This is a genomic window from Centipeda sp. (in: firmicutes), assembly GCF_057271695.1.
Window position 1 is genome coordinate 17035 of record NZ_DBHIVL010000009.1, and the last position, 20924, is coordinate 37958.

The following is a 20924-nucleotide window of genomic DNA, read 5'->3' on the forward strand; positions in this document are numbered from 1 at the left end:
CTCATGCAGTGGAATATTCCGCGCATCGTCGTTGCAGCGACGCAGTCGGGCGGCGGCAAGACGACGCTTGTGACAGGGCTTCTCGCAGCTCTGCGTGGGCGTGGTCTTTGTGTGCAGTCGTTCAAGGTGGGGCCGGACTATATCGATCTCGGCTATCACCAGCTTGCGAGCGGCCGCACGGGGCATAATCTGGATACATGGCTTGTGCCGGAGGAGCGGTTGACGGAGATCTTTGCACGCGAATGCGCGGGCGCAGACATCGCCGTCATAGAGGGGGTTATGGGGCTCTATGACGGCGGGCGGCGCGGCATCAGTTCGACTGCTGCGATTGCGAAGGCACTGAGCGCCCCCGTTCTCCTCGTCATCGATGCAAAGTCGGTTGGGGCATCGGCGGCAGCGACGGCACTCGGTTTCCGCACCTATGACCGCGAACTGAATCTTGCGGGAGTCCTCCTCAACCGTCTTGGCAGCGAGACGCACGAGGAGATGATTCGTGAGGCGATGGCAGGCATTGATCTGCGTGTCTACGGTGCACTACGGCGCGACGCTGCGCTTGCGCTGCCCGAGCGTCACCTCGGTCTTACACCTGTCGAAGAACATGCGGCGGCGGAAACGGTTCGCACCGTGGGGGCGCGTGTAGAGACGGGGCTGGATCTGGACGGGATTTTGGAACTTGCCCGCAGTGCCGAAGTGCTTGCCGCTGCAGGAGTGCAGGGGGGGGCACCATCGGATTCTGTACGCGTCGGTGTCGCACGTGACGAGGCGTTTTCCTTCTACTATGCGGCAAGTCTTGCAGAACTAGAGGCGTGCGGTGCGGAGATCGTGGAGTTCAGTCCCCTGTATGATGAAATGCTGCCCGATGTGGACGGCATCATCATCGGCGGCGGCTTCCCCGAGATGTTTGCGGGGCAGCTCTCCGCGAATGCCGCCATGCGATCCTCCATTCGTCGTGCGGCAGAGGAGGGAATGCCCATCTACGCCGAATGCGGCGGCTATATGTATCTGATGCAGTCGCTTGTCGATTTTGCGGGCGCGGAATATGTGATGGCGGGGGTATTTCCCGTGCGTGCACGCATGACGGAGAAACTGCAGATGGTCGGCTATGTGGAGGCGGAGCAGACCGTGGATACTGTTCTTGGCTCTGCAGGGCTTCTGCTGCATGGGCATGAGTTCCATTTTTCTGTGGAGGAGGCGGATGATACGGCTGAGATCGTACGTCCGCTGCGCTTTACAAAGCTGCGCAACGGGGCGCAGTATGAGGCGGGCTGTATCTATAGAAATGTACTCGGCAGCTATCTGCATTTGCATTTTGCGGGTGCGCAGACGGCTGCAAAGTACTTTGTGGAGGCGTGTCGTCAATGGGGCAGATAATCCTAGTCACGGGCGGCGCACGCTCGGGCAAATCCGCCTTTGCCGAGCACTATGCCGCGCGCTGTGCCGCAAAGCATGGGGCGCAGGTCGCCTATATTGCGACGGCTCAGGTCTACGATGTGGAGATGCGGCATCGTGTCGATCTGCATCAGTCCCGCCGGCCTGCGGACTGGTCGACCTATGAAGCTCCGTTTGATACAGAGCATGCCATTCGTGCCGCAGGAGCGGAGCATGGCGTGATTCTCTTCGACTGTATCACGATGTTTCTGAGCAACGATATGCTCCAATATTCCGAGGAAGATCTGGAGCGTGACACTTTCTCCCTCCATGTGGAGGAGCGGATCCAAGCACTCATTCAGGCGGCTGAGGAGGTCGATGTAACCACGATCTTCGTGACAAACGAGGTGGGGGCGGGCATCGTTCCGGAGCATCGCCTCGGGCGGCTCTATCGGGATATGGCGGGACTGGCAAATCAGCAAATTGCACGCAGTGCGGCAGAGGTTTACCTGGTCACCTGCGGGATTCCCGTGAACATTAAGAAACTTGCGGAGGTGATCTGATGGCAAAGAGCATTATGCTGATGGGAACGAGCTCCCATGTTGGTAAAAGTATTTTGACAACGGCTCTTTGCCGCATCTTTCATCAGGAAGGGCGGCGCACTGTTCCGTTCAAGGCGCAGAATATGGCACTGAACTCGTACGTTACGCTTGACGGATGCGAGATGGGGCGTGCGCAGGTCGCACAGGCCGAGGCTGCGGGACTTGCACCGATGGTCGATATGAACCCTGTGCTGCTCAAGCCGACGGGGAATGCCCAGTCACAGGTTGTCATCATGGGGGAGCCGGTCGGCAACATGAGCGCACGCGAATACCATAAGGGGTACTCGCTCAAGGCGTGGGGAGCAGTCGAGGAGGCTCTGGAGCGTCTTCGTGAGGAGTATGATCTGCTCGTGATTGAGGGCGCAGGCAGCCCCGCTGAGATCAATCTCAAGGCGAATGACATTGTCAATATGCGCGTGGCAAAGCATCTGCAAGCGCCTGTCCTCCTCATTGCCGATATCGACCGCGGCGGCGCACTTGCTTCTCTTGTGGGAACCCTCGAACTGTTGGACGAGGAGGAGCGCGCTCTCGTCAAGGGGCTTGTCATCAATAAGTTCCGTGGGGATGTGACCCTGCTGACCCCTGCGCTCGACTTCCTTGAGAAAAAAACGGGTAAACCCGTCCTCGGCGTTGTACCGCATATCGAACAGCTGGGAATCGACGAGGAGGATTCGGTATCTCTGGACGAGAAAAATTACGGGGACGGCGGCGCAGGAAAAGATCAGCTGCGTATTGCCGTCATCCGCACGCCGAAGCTCTCGAATTTCACAGATTTTGATGCGCTTTCGAACGAGCCGGATGTCGCCCTTTACTACGTGACGACACCCGGCGAACTGGGAATCCCCGACCTCATTCTCCTGCCCGGCTCAAAGAATACGACGGAGGATCTGCTCTACATCCGTGAAACGGGACTTGAGGCAGCCGTTCGGGAGCGTGTGGCAGCAGGAACACCGCTCTTCGGGATCTGCGGCGGCTATCAGATGCTCGGTCAAGTAGTGCGCGACCCGCTTCACACGGAGTCGGAGCACGACGAGACACCGGGCTTTGGCTATTTGCCGATTGAGACGACATTTGCGGCGCAGAAGCGTCTGCGTCAGGTGACCGCATCCGCTGATTTTAGTTTTCATGGGGCGCGCATTTCCGGGAAAAATCTTCTTGGCTATGAGATTCATATGGGGCAGACGGACTTCTTTGAGAAGACGGAACGCCCCTTCCATATCGCTCAGGAAGATGATTTTGTGGCAGACGGCGCAGTTTCTGCAGACGGGCTTGTCATTGGTACATACATTCACGGCATCTTCGACGACGACGATTTTCGGCGCAGTCTGTTGAACCGTCTGCGCGTACAGCGCGGCTGGGCGGAGATGCCCGTGCAGTACCGCTATCGTGAGGCAAAGGAGCACGCCTATGACCGCCTTGCGGAAACGGTGCGTGCGAGTCTCGACATGGAGAAGCTGCGGGAGATTGTGGAGGGGCGCAGATGATCTCTGCCTCGCTCATTGCCATGACGGCATTTTTTCTTGATACCGTGCTCGGGGATCCGCAGTCACGCTGGCATCCCGTTGCCGTGCTTGGCCGCTTCATCGCGTTTTTGGAGCGACTGCTCTATCCCACCAATGGAAGCGATCAGCGGAAATTTGCGATGGGGGCATTTCTCACTCTGCTCGTGCTTTGCATATCTTACGGATGTGCGGAGGGGCTTCTGTTGGTGGCTCGTGAGCTGCCCGTAGCGTGGGGGGCGGATCTCGTCAGCGTGATTCTGCTCTATTTCTGCATTTCGCCGCGTATGCTCGCAAAGGCGGGGCAGGACATCTGTACTCTGCTGGTTAAGGGGGATCTCCCCGCAGCGCGGGAGCATGTCGGCTACATCGTTGGGCGCGATACTGCGCAGCTCGATGAGGCGGATGCGGCGCGTGCGACCATTGAGACAGTGGCGGAGAATACGGTGGATGGTGTCATTGCACCGCTCTTCTTCTTCGCCTTTGGCGGTGCGCCGCTTGCCGTGCTCTATCGCGCAGCGAACACGATGGACTCCATGCTCGGCTATAAAAATGAGCGCTATCTCTACTTCGGACGCATGGCGGCGCGTGTGGACGATGTGTTGAACTTTGTCCCCGCACGCATTACGGGGATGCTCTTCGTAATGGCGGCATATCTCCTCGGCTACGACGGACGCAACGCGCTGAACATCCTCGTGCGCGATGCGGCAGGGCATCCGAGCCCCAACGGCGGCCATGCGGAGGCTCCCGTTGCGGGGGCTCTGCATATCCGCCTCGGCGGTGTAAACTATTATTTTGGAGAGAGGCATTTTCGCGCCTATATGGGCGATGCGCATATGGAGATCTCTGCAAAGCATATCCTCGGTGCAGTTCGCCTCATGTATACGGCAACCGTGCTCTTTTTGCTCTTTTACTATCTGCTTTCTTTTTATCGGCAATAGAGGCATTTCATGAATTCTTTTTGGATCGGGCTTCAATTTCTCACGCGTATTCATCTCGTCCGGCAGACCGTGTGGACGGCAGAGGATTTTGGTCGCAGCACGCGCTTCTTTCCGCTCGTCGGTCTTGTGCTTGGGATCTGCTATGCGTTTGCGGCATGGATTCTCGTCTCTGTTCTTGGAATGCGGGCACTCACTGCTGCACTGCTGTTGATCCTGCCGCTTCTCTTGACGGGCGGTCTGCATGCGGATGGCTTTATGGATACGGCGGACGGCGTGTTCTCGGGGCGGGAGCGGGAACGCAAGCTCGAGATCATGAAGGACAGCCGTGTCGGCTCGTTCGGTGTTGTGTCCTTCGTCCTGCTCATGTTTCTTCAGTTTGCACTGCTTCTGGATATCAACCCGCTTCTTCTTGTGTCCGTGTTCTTCGTCATGCCGATCATCGGCAGGATGGCAATGGTGCTTGCCGTTTCTTGCTTTCCGTATGCACGAGCAGACGGCATGGGGAAGACATTCGCGGATATGGCAGATCGCAGAACCGTTGCGATTGCTGGCGTTACGACCGCTGTATTCGTCGTTCCGATTGGGCTCCTTGCAACGCTTGCTCTCGTGCTCGGTATGGTCTTCACACTCCTCTTTTGCCGCCGGATGACCGCGATTCTTGGAGGCGTAACGGGGGATGTCTACGGTGCTGCAACCGTACTCACGGAGACAATTGTCCTCGCAGTATTTTCACTTGGATCGACACATCCGGACACGTGGGAACTTTTTTGGGGGATTTTATGGAGATAATTGCAAAAGCACCGGCGTCTTGCGGCGAACTCGTGGAAGGTGTCCTCGATGGGATTCCGTTTCTTGTGACCGCACCCATCAGCATGTACGCCGTGGCGACTGTTTCAGATGCGTTCACGGGGATGCACGGGCTTGGTGCAAAAGCAGAGGAGGCCGTGGCACGAACGCTTGCGTACATCGGTCAGGATTTCCTTCCGTTCGGCATCCGTTTATCCTCTGAAATTCCGCAGGGAAAGGGGATGGCATCCTCGAGCGCGGACATTGCGGCCGTTGCTTATGCGACGGCACGCATCTTTGGGCGGGAGTTTACGGGGCGCGAGATCATGGACATCGCTATTGCCATTGAGCCAAGCGATGGCATTGCGTTCGGAGGTCTGTCCCATGTCGGCCATACGACGGGGGAACTCTTCGGGCAATACTACAATGTCCCGCTCCTTTCCATTTCGATTTTCGATGTGGGGGGGACTGTTGACACGATTGCGTATTATAAGAGTAAGGGAAATCGTGGCAATCAGGATGCGGAATATCGGCAGCTTCTTCATATGGTGGATCAGGCTTTTCGCACACATGGACATCGGAAGGAAATGCTGCTTGGTCAAGTCGCGACGGGAAGTGCACGTCTCAATCAGGAGCATTTGGAAAAGCCTCATTTGGAGGAGTTCATCGTTTCTGCCCAGCGTTGGGGGGGCCTCGGTACACTCGTTGCACACAGCGGAACTGTGGTCGGTGTCCTCTGGGCGTCGGATCTGCAGGAGCAGGATGTTGTTCAAAAGACGCTCAAACTTGCAGCAGAGTTTGATGGACGTTACCATTACATGCAGACGGTACGCCTGATTTCCGGCGGTGTTGTCTGTGAGATTCGACCGTAGTTATAGGACGGGGAGGCAAAATGACAGAGATCATCATCATCCGACACGGGGAGACGGAGTGGAATCAAACGGGACGCTTTCAGGGACACTCGGATGTGCCGCTCTCGGAGACGGGGCGCGCACAGGCAGAGGCACTTGGGCGAAATCTTGCGCTTGATCATGTGGATGCCATCTATGCGAGCGATCTCATACGTGCGATGGAAACGGCAGCACCTCTTGCCGCTCGTTTTGGTCTGACGGTTATGTCCGACCCGCTGCTGCGCGAACTCAACTTTGGTGCATGGGAAGGTCGGAGTTTCAGCGATGTGAATGCAGAAAATCCGGATGCGATGAAACAGTTCTACAACGATCCCGAGCGTGCCGATATTCCACACAGCGAGCCCTTTCCAGACTTTCAAAAGCGCGTGGCAGGGCGCGTGCGTGCGATTGCGGCAGAGCAGCGGGGAAAGCGCGTTGTCATCGTCTCACATGGAGCGTCCATCCGCATCCTGCTCACTGATATTTTGGCGATGCCGATTCGCTCCATCTGGCATATATCTCAGCTCAATACAGCGGTCAACAAGATCCGCTTTGAGGACGACGGTTTTGCCGTTGTCACACTCATGAACGATACGTCTCATCTGCACGGAGACGAGCGATGAATCTCCTCGCTGTCGGGCTTGGCGGCGCGGTTGGTGCGATCTCGCGCTACCTGCTCGGACTGGTTATCCCGAAACTTGACAGCGGTTTTCCTCTTGCTACGTTTGCGGTCAACTTGGTTGGATGCTTTGTCATTGGACTGATTGTCGGCATCCTTGGAAAGCATGGGAATCTTGAGCCGCGCCTTGTGCTCTTTTTGCAGACAGGCATCTGCGGCGGCTTTACTACGTTTTCTACGTTCTCTCTTGAGACGCTCACGCTTCTTGAGGAGGGGCGGTACACGGTCGCCGTTCTCTACATCGTTTTGAGCATAACACTCGGGCTTTTGGCGTTGTTTACGGCAAAACAGATTGTTAGTGGTTGACCAATGTGACAGAGAGAAAAAATTTTATTTGCGTGGGAAGGATTCGCGTGTTATACTGTTACACAGATTGTGTGGATGGGATTATGTATGTGTAGATTTATTGAGAATCATTACACAACGTGGTGAGGTCTATGGAGGTTATTTTAGCGGAGCATCTGGGCTTTTGTTATGGTGTGAAACGCGCCATTGAAATTGCCCGACAGAATGCCTCCACGGATGGCACATCCAGTACGCTTGGTCCGATCATTCATAATCCGCAGATGGTGGAGTGCCTGAGGAGTGAGGGCGTTGGTACCGTCGGCTCACTTGATGAGATGGAGGATGGTCTTGTCATCATTCGCTCGCACGGAGTGGGACCAAAGGTGTATGAGGAGGCGGAGTCACGCGGTTTAGAGCTCGTGGATGCGACTTGTCCGCACGTCAAGAAGGCACAGCTTTCGGCAAAACTGTTATCCGAGGAAGGGTATACGGTTGTCATTGTCGGAGAGAAAAACCATCCGGAGGTCAAGAGTATCTTCGAATGGACGGCGCATGGTGCTCATATTATCGAGACCGAGGTGGAGGCTGAGGCACTTCCGCGCATCGGCAAACTTGGGATTGTCTCACAGACGACATTTTCCGGCGCGAAGTTTCGGAGTATTGTCTCCTGTCTTTTGGAGAAGTCGCGTGAGATCAAGATTTTGCGCACCATATGCACAGCGACGGATCTGCGTCAGGAGGCGGCACTGGAGCTTGCCGAAAACGTCGATATCATGATTGTCGTCGGCGGCAAGAACAGCGCAAATACATCGCGGCTCGCGCAGTTGTGCGCCACAAAATGCAAAACATACCACATCGAAACTGCGGCGGAGCTGCAGGAAGATTGGATGAAGGATGTTAATAAAATTGGTATTACAGCTGGTGCTTCAACGCCGGACTGGATTATCAAGGAGGTTTATAAACAGTGTCAGAACAGAGCATGAAGGAACTTTTGGAACAGGAAGATATGCCCGATATCCAAGAGCGTACGGTCGTCAAAGGGGTAGTCGTTCAGGTATCCCGCGATGAGGCGTATGTCGATATCGGCTACAAGCAGGAGATTCCTGTCTCTAAGAGGGATCTTGCCGTTCCTGCGCCGGACGATGCACATGATGTTGTAAAGGTCGGCGACGAGATTGATGTCTACATCAAGTCGCTTGGCGGCGATAATGGCGGCAGTCTGTCCAAGGTAGAGGCAGACAAGATGGCCGCATGGAAGGACATCGAGGAGATTCAGGCGAAGGGTGAGACGGTCGAGGCAAAGATCGCGAAAGAGGTCAAGGGCGGTCTTGTTGCTTACGTCATGGGCCTGCGCGGCTTTATCCCTGCATCCCAGATGGAACTGCACTTCGTTAAGGATCTTGCAGTCTATGTCGATCAGACGGTCGAGGCTGAGATCATTGAGATCGATGTCCAGAAGCGCCGTCTTGTGCTCTCGCGCCGCAGACTTCTCGAGCGCGACCGAGCAGAGAAGGAAGAAGCTGTATTCTCGGCGATCGAGCCCGAGATGACTGTACGCGGTACGGTCAAGCGTCTTGTCGACTACGGTGCGTTCATCGATATCGGCGGTGTGGACGGTCTTGCTCATATCTCTGACCTCGCATGGCATCGTGTGAAGCACCCGTCGGAGGTGCTCGAGGTGGGGCAGGAGCTCGATGTCTTTGTCAAGAGTGTTGACAAAGACGCAAAGCGCATCTCTCTCTCGGTGAAAGACACACTTCCGGATCCGTGGGTAGAGAAGGCGGAGCAGTATGCCGAGGGCGACTTTATCGAGGGTAAGATCATTAAGCTGACGGACTTCGGTGCGTTCATGGAGATCGAGCCGGGCTTTGACGGCCTTATTCCGATGGGCGAGCTCGCCGAGAAGCGCATCGAGCGTGCGGACGAGGCTGTCCACACGGGCGATGTTGTGACGGTCAAGGTGCTCCGTATCGACACGAAGCGCAAGCGCATTTCGCTTTCGATCACCAAGGCGAAGCGTGACGCGGACAATGCGGACATCAAGAAGTATGTGGACGAGCATCAGGCTGAGAAGGCAGAGGCGAGCGAGAATACGGAAGGCCAGGTTGAGGCACATCTCGACTGGCTGAAGTAAGGCTTCCTGCCAATAACTTTATAGGAACCAAAAAGGAGTGATGTATATCACTCCTTTTTCATGGAAAGGAGGGGGCATATGGGAAAAACGTATCCGGGAGTTATTCTGCGTGTTTTGGAGGGAAGCGTCGCAGAGGAGTTGGAACTCGTGCCGGGAGATAAGATCCTTTCGGTCAATGATATGCCCCTGCGTGATATCATTGATTTCAGCTTTGCGATGGCGGACGAGGAGATTGAGCTTCTTGTCGAGCATGCTGATGGAGAACAGGAGCTCATTGCCTTCGATAAGGACTATGACGAGGACTTCGGCGTGGAATTTGAGCGTGCGGTCTTTGATGGGATTCGTCCCTGCGCGAATCACTGTTATTTTTGCTTTGTCGATATGATTGCTCCGGATATGCGCCACAGCCTCTCTGTTAAGGATGATGACTATCGTCTTTCCTTTCTCTATGGAAATTTTGTGACACTGACGAATATGGGAGCAGCGGATTTTTCGCGCATCGAGCGTTTTCACCTGTCACCTCTTTATGTTTCCGTTCAGTGCACGAACCCTGTTCTGCGTGCCGAAATGCTGCGCTATAAGGGAGCGGCGGATATTCTCGGGCAGTTGACGAAACTGGAGAATGCGGGGGCAGACTATCATACACAGGTGGTTCTTTGCTATGGATTGAACGATGGCGAGGAACTGGAGCGCACGATACGCGACATTACGAGCCGTCGCCCCCATGCACTCTCCCTTGCGATTGTGCCTGTGGGGCTGACAAAGCACCGCACGGATCCGTTCCCGCTTGTCCAGTTTGATCGTGCGGGGGCTGCGCGTGTGATCGACCAGGTGGAACAGTGGCAGCTGCGAATGCGCGAAGAGGAGGGGAGAACCTTCATCTATTTGGGAGATGAGTTCTACTTTCTCGCGGGGCGTGAGGTTCCGCCTGCTGAGATGTATGACGGTTTTCCGCAGCTGGACAACGGCATTGGACTCACACGAAATTTTATCGAGGACTGGTCACACTTCGAGCACCCATTGTATGACGAGGGAACACGACTTGTGGTTATGAGCGGTACTGCCGTTGCTCCTGTGATGGAGCAGCTAGCGCGCGAGCTTGACCCCGCAGGACAACGCATTCATGTTCTGCCTGTTGAAAATGTGCATTTTGGCGCGACCGTCAATGTCTCGGGACTTTTGACGGGACGTGATTTGATTGCCGCGCTGCGTGCCTTTGAGCATCCTGTGGATGGGGTTCTGATTCCCGCTTCCGCGCTGCGCGAGGGGGAGGATGTCTTTCTGGACGACATTTCTCTTGATGCCATGCGCAGGGAGTTTCCTCATCTTCGCATCGAACCTGTGGCGACGGGGCGTGACTATCGTGAGGCACTTGCTGCATGGGGCGGCTATCATCGCGAGCGTCCGAGCGGGGGCTACACATGGCAGAGCAATGCGGGGTATACAAAAACCGCCGCTGCACGTTGAAGGATTCATGAGAGGAGTGAAGACGATGAGCAAACCCATCGTGGCGGTCGTTGGACGGCCGAACGTCGGCAAATCGACACTGTTCAATCAGATTGGAAAGAAGCGTGTGTCGATCGTTGATGACATGCCTGGCGTGACGCGTGACCGCATCTATATGGACGCGGAGTGGCTGAACCATGAGTTTACCATCATTGACACAGGAGGTATTGAGTTCGACGAGAGCGATCACATCCTCCGCTCGATGCGCAGTCAGGCAGAACTGGCGATGGAGGAGGCGGATGTCATTCTCTTCCTCGTCGACGGGCGTGCGGGGCTGACTTCTTCGGATGAAGAGGTCGGACGTCTTCTGCGTCGTACGCAAAAACCCGTGATTCTTGCGGTCAACAAGATTGACCGCTTTGAGCGTGAGGATCTGATCTACGATTTCTACGCACTTGGTTTGGGTGATCCGATTCCAATTTCGGCATCGAATGCAATGAATCTCGGCGACTTGTTGGATGCTGTTGTTGCGGCGTTTCCGAAGGAAGCGGAAGAGTCCGTGGAGTCGGATGAGATCGCGATCGCCGTGGTCGGACGTCCGAATGTAGGCAAATCCTCGCTGGTGAATCGTCTGCTCGGTGAGGAGCGTGTCATTGTCAGTGATGTGCCGGGGACGACCCGCGATGCAATTGACACGCACTTTACGCGGGATGGGGCGAAGTATCTTCTCATTGATACGGCGGGGATGCGCCGCAAGGGGAAGATTAGCCTGCCCGTGGAGCGGTACAGTGTGATGCGCTCCCTACGCGCCATTGACCGCGCGGGCGTCGTCCTCATGGTCATCAATGCTGCTGAGGGCATTCTGGAGCAGGATACGAAGATCGCGGGCTATGTCCACGAATCCGGCAAGGGCGTTATCATTGTTGTGAATAAATGGGATATTTTCCCCGAGAAGAATGATAAGTCGACGCTGCGCTTCACGGACGATCTGCGTGAGAAGTTGGGATTCCTCCAATACGCGCCCGTACTCTATACGTCGGCACTCACGGGACAGCGTGTCGAGCGTGTGACGGAGCTTGTCAAATATGTTGCGGAGCAACAGTCTATGCGCATCAAGACAAGTGTGCTTAACGAGCTAATTCGCGATGCCGTCTCGGTCAATCCACCGCCGACGAAGAAGGGAAAGCAGCTCAAAATTCTCTTTGTCACGCAGGTTGGGATCGCACCGCCGACCTTCATCGTATTCGTAAACGATCCGGAACTCATGCATTTCTCCTATCTGCGTTTCATTGAGAATCGTCTGCGCGAGAGCTTCGGCTTTGAGGGAACACCGCTGCGCCTTGTCGTGCGCGCACGTAAGGAGGAAGAGTGATGGTCGACTATCTTCTGGCGGGCATTCTGGCCTACCTGATCGGCTCGATTCCGAGCGGGTTGATTCTCGGGAAACTCTTCTGGCATACCGACTTGCGCAAATATGGGAGTCACAATATCGGTGCAACGAATGCGTGGCGTACGCTCGGTAAAGTGCCAGGCATCATCATCTTCCTTGCGGACAGCCTCAAGGGACAGGCGGGCGTGCTGCTCGGGCTGTCCCTTGTCGGTACGCCGCTCGCGGCGATTCTTGGCGGACTTCTTGCCATCATCGGACACAGTTTTTCGATTTTCCTACGCTTTCGCGGTGGCAAAGGCGTTGCCACTTCGCTTGGCGTTCTGACCATGCTGATGGGGAATGTGACCCTGCTTGTATTTGCCGTATGGCTTGCGATTGTTTATATGACACGCTATGTTTCGCTTGGTTCTGTCGTGGCGGGATTTTTGACACCCCTTCTTGCGGCATTTTTTTCTTATCCAATGGAATACATTGTGTTCACCGTGATTGCGGCACTGCTTGTCATTGTGCGTCACCGTGAGAACATCAAGCGGCTGATGAATGGGACGGAAAATAAAATTTAGTGTGTGCTGCTATTTGGTGATTTCTTTCACATATGATATACTTAGGTTGTTATAAAAGCCTTTCTATCCATTGAAGGAGTTGCTCATGAAAATTGATATGACAGGAGTTTATCTTGTTCGTGAGGAGATTTTGCCAAAGGCAATCAAAAAGACTATCCTCGCAAAGGAACTCATCAATAGCGGAGAAGTGCGTACGGTCAACGAGGCTGTTGTCAAGGCAAATCTCAGTCGCAGCGCGTACTACAAGTACAAGGATTATGTGTATTCCTTCTTTGAAGCGACGCGCGATAAAATTGTCACACTCTCTATGCTGCTCCGCCATCGGCGCGGTACATTGCAGGCGGTTCTGCAGGTTATTGCGGAGGAGGGCGGCAATGTCATGACCATCGATCAGGGCCTCCCTGCACGTGGAGCTGCGACAGTGAACATCTCCCTCGAAACGGCAAAACTGCACAACGGTTTGCAGACGCTGCTGGAAAGGGTGGATGTGGTCGACGGTGTGGAAAAACTCGAGGTCATTGGACAGGCTTGAGGAAATATGAAAACGTCGGCACTCATCGGACAAATGTCGCTGTATCAGTGTGTCCTTGAAATGGGGGATGAGATTCTGTGAATACGATCACGATTGCACTTCTCGGAGCGGGGACGGTAGGCTCCGGTGTCGTGCGTACGCTGTCCATGAATTCGGACATGATTACGGGACGCTGCGGAGCACATATTGAAATCAAGAAGATTCTCGTGCGCGATGCAAAGAAGCATCGCGCGGAACTGGATGGAATTGCCTTGACCGATAACTTCGACGAAATTCTGAATGACGAGGAAATCTCCGTTGTTGTCGAGGTTATGGGCGGCCTTGTCCCGGCGAAAGACTATATGCTGCGTGCAATGGCGGCAGGAAAGCACGTCGTCACGGCGAACAAGGATGTTATTGCCGAGCATCTCTCCGAGCTCTATGCCGCAGCGGACGCAAGTGGCGTGGATTTCCTCTACGAGGCGAGTGTGGGCGGCGGCATTCCGATCATCAAACCGCTGAAGGAATGTCTGACGGCGAACAGCATCACGGAGATCATGGGCGTTGTCAACGGGACGACGAACTATATGCTGACGAAGATGACAGAAAAACACGTCAGCTACGATGCCGTTCTGCGCCGCGCACAGGAAAAGGGCTATGCGGAGGCGAATCCGTCGGCGGATGTGGACGGATTGGATGCGGCGCGCAAGGCGGCAATCCTTGCCTCGCTCGCCTTCGATACAATCATTGGCTTTGAGGATGTCTCCGTGGAAGGCATCTCGCACATCACCGAGGACGATATTGAATACGGACTCAATCTCGGCTATGTCATCAAACTCCTTGCCGTCGGACGCAATACAGAGGAGGGAATTGATGTCCGCGTACACCCCGTATTCCTGCCGAAGACGCACCCGCTCGCCGCAGTGAACGGTGTGTTCAATGCCATCTTTGTGCGCGGCAATGTGCTCGGTGACGCGATGTTCTACGGGCGCGGCGCAGGTTCTCTGCCGACCGCATCGGCGGTTGTTGCAGACATCATCGAGATTGCGCGTGATATTGTCTCCGGAACAACGGGGCGGATGAAGTACAAGGTTGGAGAGAAAAAGAAGCTCTGCCCTGTGGAAAAGACAAAGTCCTCTTACTATTTGCGTCTCGTTGTTGCGGATGAGCCGGGGGTTCTCGGCGAGATTGCAACGACCTTTGGACGTGCGGGGGTCAGCCTAAAATCCGTGATTCAGGCGCGCTGGACGGAGGAGGGCGATGCAGAGATCGTTGCCGTGACCCATGTGGTGACCCATGCGGCTGCCTCCGATGCCGTGGAGAAATTGCAGGCACTTCCCGTCGTGCGTGAGGTGCGAAGCCTGATCCGCGTTGCGGACGGACAGGAGGATTTGTTATGAGCGAACGCTCCGTACGGGTTCGTGTTCCGGCGACGAGCGCGAACCTCGGTCCGGGTTTTGATGCACTTGGCATAGCCTGTACGCTCTACAATGAGATGACACTGACACTCACGCATGAGCCTGGGCTTCATATTTCAGCGCGTGGTGAGGGTGCGGCATATATTCCGGGGGACGAACGCAATATTGTGTGGAAATCCATTCAGTATCTTCTGGAGCGTGCGGGGCGTGTGGATGAGTTTCAGGGTGCACGGATTCGGATGAGTAACCGTATCCCTCTTTCACGGGGACTTGGGAGCAGTGCGACGGCGATTGTCGCGGGACTCACGGCAGCAAATGCACTGATTGACAGTCCGTTCAGCCGCGATGATCTCCTGCAGCTTGCAACCGATATCGAGGGACATCCCGACAATGTCGCACCCGCGATCTATGGCGGATTTACGGTGAATACGGTGACGGATGGTCATGTGGAGTGCTTTTCCTTTTTGCCCCGCATCTTCCTGCGCCTTGTCGTTATGGTGCCGGACTTCTATCTTTCGACGAAATCCGCACGGCAGATACTGCCGTCTGAAGTTCCGATGAAGGATGCCGTGTTCAATATCAGCCATGCGGCAATGATGGTTGCGGCTCTCGCACGCGGCTCGGAGAAGCATCTCGAAAATGTGTTTGCTGATGCGCTTCACCAAAACTACCGTGCTCCGCTCATCCCGGGGATGTTTGATGTCTTTGCTGCGGCTAAGAAGGCGGGGGCGTATGGAGCTGCCTTGAGCGGAGCAGGCCCCTGCCTGATCGCTTTTGTTCCTGAACACCGCAAGTGTACGGAGACGGTTGCAGCGGCCATGCAGGATGCCTTCCGTGCCCATGAAATTGAGGCGCGTCCACTGCACCTGCGTCTGGATACGAAAGGCGCACGCGTTCTGCGCCGCAGGGACATGAATCCAAAACGATGATTTTTGCCGGTTTTACAGATCATTTTTTGAATGACTGTGAAACCGGCAATTTTTTAACAAAAGGACTTGAAAAATATGCAATAAAGATGTATATTTATAAAATCCTTTTACAAATGGAATGGAGGGAGCAGCATGAAGGCAAGTGTTGTCGGAGCATCCGGATATGCGGGCGAAGAGCTGATTCGTCTACTGCATGGTCATCCGTATGTTGAGGTTGCACACCTGACATCGGAGCGGCACACAAGGGAACACATATCGAAACTTTATCCACATTTGAGGAATATTTATGAGAATCAACTCGAATCAATGGAGGATGTAAGGCGCATCGCTGAGGACAGTGACGTGCTCTTCATTGCACTTCCGCATGGACACGCAATGAAGATTGCGCAGGAGGTTTCTGCGTGCCCTGTACGCATCATTGATCTCGGAGCGGACTATCGTTTTGCAGATACCGCTGTCTACGAAGCATGGTATCATGTGGCGCATTGTGACACTCATGCGGATCGTGCCTATGGTCTGGCGGAGCTCTACCGTGAGCAGGTGCGGACGGCGCGGATCATTGGGAATGCCGGATGCTATACGACAGCAAGCATTCTCGCGCTTGCTCCGCTTGTCAAAGCGCATCTGGTGCAGCTCGATTCCATCCTTGTCGATGCGGTGTCCGGCGTATCGGGAGCGGGACGATCTCCGAAGGAGAGCACGCATTATCCGGAGTTCTATGACAGCTTTACAGCGTACGGTGCCGTATCGCATCGCCATACACCGGAAATTGAGCAGGCACTTGCCGAGATGGGGAGGGCTTCCGTCACCATCAACTTTACGCCGCACCTTGCACCGATCTCACGCGGCATTCTAGCGACCTGTTACGCGACGCTGTGCGAGGGGGGTGCGGCAGAGGATGTCGATGCCGCCTATGAAAAAATGTATGCGGATGAATATTTTATACGATTGCTTGGGCGCGGTGCATACCCCGCAACGAAGTATGTGCGTGGTACAAACTACTGTGATATTGCGTGGCATATCGACCCGCGCACGCATCGTGTGATCGTCTTCTCAGCCATCGACAATCTGGTCAAAGGGGCTGCGGGACAGGCGATTCAGAATATGAATATTGCATTTGGTCTGGATGAACGTGCGGGGCTCGATCTCGTGCCCATGTATCCGTAGAGTGGTTTCGTAAGTGAACGGAGGAATATATATGTTTAGCGAAGCAAGTGCAAAGATGGGCGTTACCTATCCGAAGGGGTTTCAGGCAGCAGGGGTCAAGGCGGGGATTAAGAAGAGCGGCAATCTCGATGTTGCCGTGATCTATACGAAAAAGGAAGCCGCCGTTGCGGGCACGTTTACGAAGAACGCCGTTGCAGCAGCTCCCGTGCACGTCTCGAAGGCGGTTGTCGCGACACATACGGCGCATGCCATCGTCGCAAATGCGGGCTGTGCGAATGCGTGCACCGGCGTGCAGGGCGAAACGGATGCCGCCGCCATGCAGAAGATCGCAGCAGATGCGCTCGGCTGCACGTCAGCGGATGTCATTGTCGGGTCGACGGGTATCATCGGTCAGCTTCTCCCGATGGACAAGGTGGAGCAGGGGATTCATGCGGCTGTAAAGGCACTCTCTGCGGATGGCAGCGTGGATGCGGGCAATGCAATCATCACGACGGATACCTATTCCAAGGCAGGGGCAACCTCCGTTATGATCGGCGGCAAGGAAGTTCGTTTCGGTATTATCGCAAAGGGCTCGGGCATGATTCGCCCCGATATGGCGACGGTGCTCTGCTTTATTACAACGGATGCGGATATCGACGGCGTGCTCCTGCAGGATGTGCTGTCAGAGGTCATTGAGCACAGCCTCAATATGATCTCGATCGACGGCGATATGAGCACGAATGACATGGCTATTGTCCTTGCCAACGGTGCGGCGGAAAATCCGAAGATTACGGAAAAGAATGCGGACTACGAGACGTTCAAGGAGACTCTGCTCGCACTCTGTCAGGGCATCTCGGAAAAGATTGCAGCGGACGGAGAGGGCGCGACCAAGTTCATCACCGTTCATGTAAAGGGGGCAGCGTCGTTTGCCGATGCGAAAACGGTCGGCATGAGTGTCGCAAACAGCCCACTCGTCAAGACTGCATTCTTCGGCGAAGATCCGAATTGGGGACGTGTGATCTGCGCGGTTGGCTATGCGGGTGTGCCGATGGATCCGAATCACACGACGGTGAAGTTTGGGGGCATTCCTGTCTATGTTGATGGTATGGGAGCATCATACGATGCGGATGCGCTGCGTGCGGTGATGACGGCGCACGATATTGTTGTCGAAATTGACCTCAAGGATGGCACGGAGGAGGCAAAGGTCTGGACATGTGACTTCTCCTATGAATATGTGAAGATCAACGGTGAGTATCACACCTGAGGGAGGGATTCGATGTATTCCGATCAGGACAAGGCGGAGATTCTCGTAGACGCGCTCCCGTACATCCAGGAATTTTACGGGACGACCGTCGTTATCAAGTACGGCGGGAACGCGATGATCAATGACGCGCTCAAGGAAAATGTCATGCGCGACGTGGCATTGATGAAATTCGTCGGGATTCGTCCGATTCTCGTGCATGGAGGAGGCCCCGAGATCACAGGATTCCTCAAGAAGGTTGGAAAGGAATCCACGTTTGTCTCTGGGCTTCGCGTGACGGATGAAGAGACGGTGGAGATCGCCGAGATGGTGCTCGACGGCAAGCTGAACTCGGAGATCGTTGGGCTGCTCAATCTGCGCGGCGTGCGTGCTGTCGGACTCAGTGGGAAGGACGCAGGGCTTATCAAGGCGCAGAAGAAGCTCGCCACGGTGTATGAAAACGATACGGCACACCAGGTCGATATCGGCTATGTCGGCGAGGTCACGGAGATTGACACGGGACTCATCACCGATCTTTTGAACCAAGGCTACGTCCCCGTCATTGCGCCCATCGGCATGGGTGAGCATGGGGAAATCTACAACATCAATGCCGACTATGTTGCGGCGGAGATTGCGGGCGCACTGCACGCGGAGAAAATGCTGCTCCTTACGGATGTCGAGGGGGTCTACAAGGATTTCGCGGACAAAGGAAGCCTGATCTCCCAGCTGTGTATGGACGAGGCAAGGGAATACATCCGCAGCGGTGTCATCGAGGGCGGTATGATCCCAAAGGTGGAAGCGTGTCTCCGTGCGCTTGAGGCGGGGGCGCATAAGGCGCATATTATCGACGGGCGTTTGGCGCATTCGATTATTTTGGAGATCTTTACTTCACGCGGTATCGGCACAATGGTGCTTCCGTAGGCAGGAGCGAGCATGAAGAACGAACATGAAATTATGGCACGGGATGCGGCGAGCTATTTGCCGGTATTTTCCCGTTATCCGATTGTCCTCGACCACGGGGAAGGTTCGTATGTATGGGATGTGAACGGGCGCAAGTATCTGGATGCACTGGGCGGCATTGCAGTCAACGTGCTCGGGCATAACTATGCGCCGCTCGTGGATGCAATTGCCGAACAGGCAAAGCGTCTCATCCATGTGTCGAACCTCTACTATACCGAGCCGCAGGCAGATGCGGCGGCAAAGTTATCAGCACTCACGGCAGGCGGCAAGGTGTTCTTCGGGAACTCGGGCGCGGAGGCGAACGAGGGGGCAATCAAGGCAGCGCGTAAATACGGGCATATGATCCATTCCGAGAAGTCGGAGATCATCACGGCTCTGGGCAGCTTTCACGGGCGTACGCTCGCGACCCTGACCGCAACGGGACAGGAGAAGTTTCACAACGGCTTCGCGCCGCTGCCGCAGGGGTTTGATTATGTACCGTTCAACGACATTGCGGCACTCGAAGCACAGATGAGCGAGAATACGGCGGCGGTCATGCTCGAACCGATTCAGGGTGAGGGCGGCGTGCGTACTCCTGCGGACGGATATTTGCAGCAGGTACGGGCACTCTGTGACAAGTATGACACGCTCCTGATCTTCGACGAGATCCAGACGGGCATGGGGCGCACGGGCAGTTTTTACGCCTATGAGAGCTGCGGTGTCACCCCCGACATCGTGACGCTTGCAAAGGGGCTTGCGGGCGGTGTTCCAATCGGCGCGTTTGTCGTCACGGAGAAGGTCGCGGCGGCATTTCACGCGGGCGATCACGGGTCGACGTTCGGTGGGAATCCGCTTGCGTGCGCGGCGGCAAATGTCGTGCTTGATGCGGTTGCAAATGATAGTTTTCTCGCAGGTGTGCGGGACGTGGGCACGCATTTCAAACAGGCACTCACGGACTTGCAGAGCAAATATCCAGCACACATCGCGGAGGTGCGCGGTGCAGGGTTGATCCTCGGTATGGAGATGCAGAGGAATGAGGATGCGGCGGCAATCGCTCGACGGATGTTGGAGCAGGGCGTTATTATCAACTGCACGGCAGGGAATGTCCTGCGCTTTATCCCACCGCTGATCTTTACGAAGAATGAAGTGGATGAACTCATCCGTGTATTGGATCGCTGTATCCTTGACATATGTGACCGAGGGGGATTATGATGAACAAGGGCATGGACTTACTCTCTATTCATGAGCTGAGTGCGGCCGATGTGGAGGAGATCCTAACGCTTGCTGCTGATCTCAAGGCAAAGCAGAAGACGGGTATTCCGCATAAACTGCTTGCGGGCAAGACGCTCGGCATGATCTTTGAGAAATCCTCGACACGAACACGCGTGTCGTTCGAGGTTGGGATGTACCAGCTCGGCGGACAGGCTCTCTTTCTCAGCAGCCGCGACCTGCAGCTTGGGCGCGGCGAGCCGATCAAGGACACGGCGCGCGTGCTCTCGCGCTATCTCGACGGTATTATGATCCGTACCTATGGGCATGAGCGTATTGAGGAGTTGGCTCGCTATGCGGATATTCCGGTCATCAACGCGCTCAGTGACCTCCTGCACCCGTGTCAGGCACTCACCGATCTGCTCACGATTCGTGAGTACAAGGGCAAGAATCTCGCGGGTCTCAAGATGGCGTACGTCGGCGACGGCAACAATATGACGCATTCGCTCATGTATGCGGCGGCAAAGGTCGGTATGCACTTCGCTGCGGCGACCCCTGAGGGCTATGAGCCAAATACCGAGGTTGTTGTAAATGCAAAGGCGGACGCAGCAGCAACGGGAGCGACGGTCACAATCACGCAAAACCCTGTGGAAGCTGTGCAGGGGGCAGATGTCATTGTCACGGATACGTGGGCAAGCATGGGGCAGGAGGCGGAACACGACGCGCGTACGGCGGTGTTTCGTCCCTATCAGGTCAACCGTGCACTTGTCGATGCCGCTGACGCACGCTGCATCGTGATGCACTGTCTGCCCGCCTATCGGGGAGAGGAGATCACGGAGGAGGTTTTTGAGGATTTCGCCGATGTGATCTTTGATGAGGCGGAGAACCGCCTCCACGTCCAAAAGGCAATCATGGCACTCGTTATGGGTGACTGATTTATATTTCTAAG

The 20924-nt window shown here is 55.3% G+C and carries 21 protein-coding genes; all 21 read left to right on the top strand.

Annotated features, from left to right (window positions below):
* The first annotated feature begins 3 nt into the window (after positions 1-3).
* The 21 genes from ACO6BQ_RS02780 (at position 4) to argF (ending at position 20910) form a co-directional block, all read left to right on the top strand.
* On the top strand, positions 4-1371 hold the full coding sequence (locus ACO6BQ_RS02780) for a cobyrinic acid a,c-diamide synthase CobB (RefSeq protein WP_489119406.1): 1368 nt from the start codon (positions 4-6) through the stop codon (positions 1369-1371).
* Positions 1359-1931 (top strand): bifunctional adenosylcobinamide kinase/adenosylcobinamide-phosphate guanylyltransferase, encoded by a 573-nt coding sequence (gene cobU / locus ACO6BQ_RS02785; RefSeq protein WP_489119407.1) that lies wholly within the window; start codon positions 1359-1361, stop codon positions 1929-1931. The genes ACO6BQ_RS02780 and cobU overlap by 13 nt, the downstream gene beginning before the upstream one ends.
* On the top strand, positions 1931-3454 hold the full coding sequence (locus ACO6BQ_RS02790) for a cobyric acid synthase (protein WP_489119408.1): 1524 nt from the start codon (positions 1931-1933) through the stop codon (positions 3452-3454). The genes cobU and ACO6BQ_RS02790 overlap by 1 nt, the downstream gene beginning before the upstream one ends.
* Positions 3451-4410 (top strand): adenosylcobinamide-phosphate synthase CbiB, encoded by a 960-nt coding sequence (gene cbiB / locus ACO6BQ_RS02795; RefSeq protein WP_489119409.1) that lies wholly within the window; start codon positions 3451-3453, stop codon positions 4408-4410. Before ACO6BQ_RS02790 ends, cbiB begins: the two co-directional genes overlap by 4 nt.
* Before the next feature lie 9 nt (positions 4411-4419).
* On the top strand, positions 4420-5199 hold the full coding sequence (gene cobS, locus ACO6BQ_RS02800) for an adenosylcobinamide-GDP ribazoletransferase (protein ID WP_489119410.1): 780 nt from the start codon (positions 4420-4422) through the stop codon (positions 5197-5199).
* The gene (locus ACO6BQ_RS02805) at positions 5190-6068 is read left to right on the top strand and encodes a GHMP family kinase ATP-binding protein (protein ID WP_489119411.1); all 879 of its coding nucleotides are present in this window, start codon (positions 5190-5192) and stop codon (positions 6066-6068) included. Before cobS ends, ACO6BQ_RS02805 begins: the two co-directional genes overlap by 10 nt.
* Positions 6069-6088: 20 nt before the next feature.
* A complete protein-coding gene (locus ACO6BQ_RS02810) occupies positions 6089-6709 on the top strand; it encodes a histidine phosphatase family protein (RefSeq protein WP_489119412.1) in 621 nt (206 codons plus the stop codon).
* Positions 6706-7071, top strand: coding sequence for a fluoride efflux transporter CrcB (crcB, locus tag ACO6BQ_RS02815; protein WP_489119413.1), 366 nt, complete (start codon positions 6706-6708; stop codon positions 7069-7071). The genes ACO6BQ_RS02810 and crcB overlap by 4 nt, the downstream gene beginning before the upstream one ends.
* 131 nt (positions 7072-7202) lie before the next feature.
* A complete protein-coding gene (gene ispH / locus ACO6BQ_RS02820; RefSeq protein ID WP_489119414.1) occupies positions 7203-8033 on the top strand; it encodes a 4-hydroxy-3-methylbut-2-enyl diphosphate reductase in 831 nt (276 codons plus the stop codon).
* Complete coding sequence (gene rpsA / locus ACO6BQ_RS02825; RefSeq protein ID WP_489119432.1) at positions 8030-9184, top strand: 30S ribosomal protein S1; 1155 nt, start codon at positions 8030-8032, stop codon at positions 9182-9184. The genes ispH and rpsA overlap by 4 nt, the downstream gene beginning before the upstream one ends.
* Positions 9185-9262: 78 nt before the next feature.
* Positions 9263-10651: a DUF512 domain-containing protein gene (locus tag ACO6BQ_RS02830; RefSeq protein WP_489119415.1), complete on the top strand. Its 1389-nt coding sequence runs from the start codon at positions 9263-9265 to the stop codon at positions 10649-10651.
* Positions 10652-10676: 25 nt separating this feature from the next.
* Positions 10677-12002 carry a ribosome biogenesis GTPase Der gene (gene der, locus ACO6BQ_RS02835; protein WP_489119416.1) on the top strand — a complete coding sequence of 442 codons (1326 nt, stop codon included), beginning with the start codon at positions 10677-10679 and terminating at the stop codon, positions 12000-12002.
* Positions 12002-12583, top strand: a complete 582-nt coding sequence (plsY, locus tag ACO6BQ_RS02840) for a glycerol-3-phosphate 1-O-acyltransferase PlsY (protein WP_489119417.1) — start codon at positions 12002-12004, stop codon at positions 12581-12583. The genes der and plsY overlap by 1 nt, the downstream gene beginning before the upstream one ends.
* 85 nt (positions 12584-12668) lie before the next feature.
* Positions 12669-13115, top strand: a complete 447-nt coding sequence (locus ACO6BQ_RS02845) for an ACT domain-containing protein (protein WP_489119418.1) — start codon at positions 12669-12671, stop codon at positions 13113-13115.
* 77 nt (positions 13116-13192) lie between these two features.
* On the top strand, positions 13193-14494 hold the full coding sequence (locus ACO6BQ_RS02850; RefSeq protein ID WP_489119419.1) for a homoserine dehydrogenase: 1302 nt from the start codon (positions 13193-13195) through the stop codon (positions 14492-14494).
* On the top strand, positions 14491-15441 hold the full coding sequence (thrB, locus tag ACO6BQ_RS02855; RefSeq protein ID WP_489119420.1) for a homoserine kinase: 951 nt from the start codon (positions 14491-14493) through the stop codon (positions 15439-15441). The genes ACO6BQ_RS02850 and thrB overlap by 4 nt, the downstream gene beginning before the upstream one ends.
* Before the next feature lie 132 nt (positions 15442-15573).
* Positions 15574-16608 carry an N-acetyl-gamma-glutamyl-phosphate reductase gene (gene argC / locus ACO6BQ_RS02860; RefSeq protein ID WP_489119421.1) on the top strand — a complete coding sequence of 345 codons (1035 nt, stop codon included), beginning with the start codon at positions 15574-15576 and terminating at the stop codon, positions 16606-16608.
* Positions 16609-16639: 31 nt separating this feature from the next.
* Positions 16640-17851 (top strand): bifunctional glutamate N-acetyltransferase/amino-acid acetyltransferase ArgJ, encoded by a 1212-nt coding sequence (gene argJ / locus ACO6BQ_RS02865; RefSeq protein ID WP_489119422.1) that lies wholly within the window; start codon positions 16640-16642, stop codon positions 17849-17851.
* Between the two features lie 12 nt (positions 17852-17863).
* Positions 17864-18748, top strand: a complete 885-nt coding sequence (gene argB, locus ACO6BQ_RS02870; protein WP_489119423.1) for an acetylglutamate kinase — start codon at positions 17864-17866, stop codon at positions 18746-18748.
* Between the two features lie 12 nt (positions 18749-18760).
* Positions 18761-19978, top strand: a complete 1218-nt coding sequence (locus ACO6BQ_RS02875) for an acetylornithine transaminase (RefSeq protein WP_489119424.1) — start codon at positions 18761-18763, stop codon at positions 19976-19978.
* Positions 19978-20910, top strand: a complete 933-nt coding sequence (gene argF / locus ACO6BQ_RS02880) for an ornithine carbamoyltransferase (RefSeq protein WP_489119425.1) — start codon at positions 19978-19980, stop codon at positions 20908-20910. Before ACO6BQ_RS02875 ends, argF begins: the two co-directional genes overlap by 1 nt.
* Positions 20911-20924 lie beyond the last annotated feature (14 nt).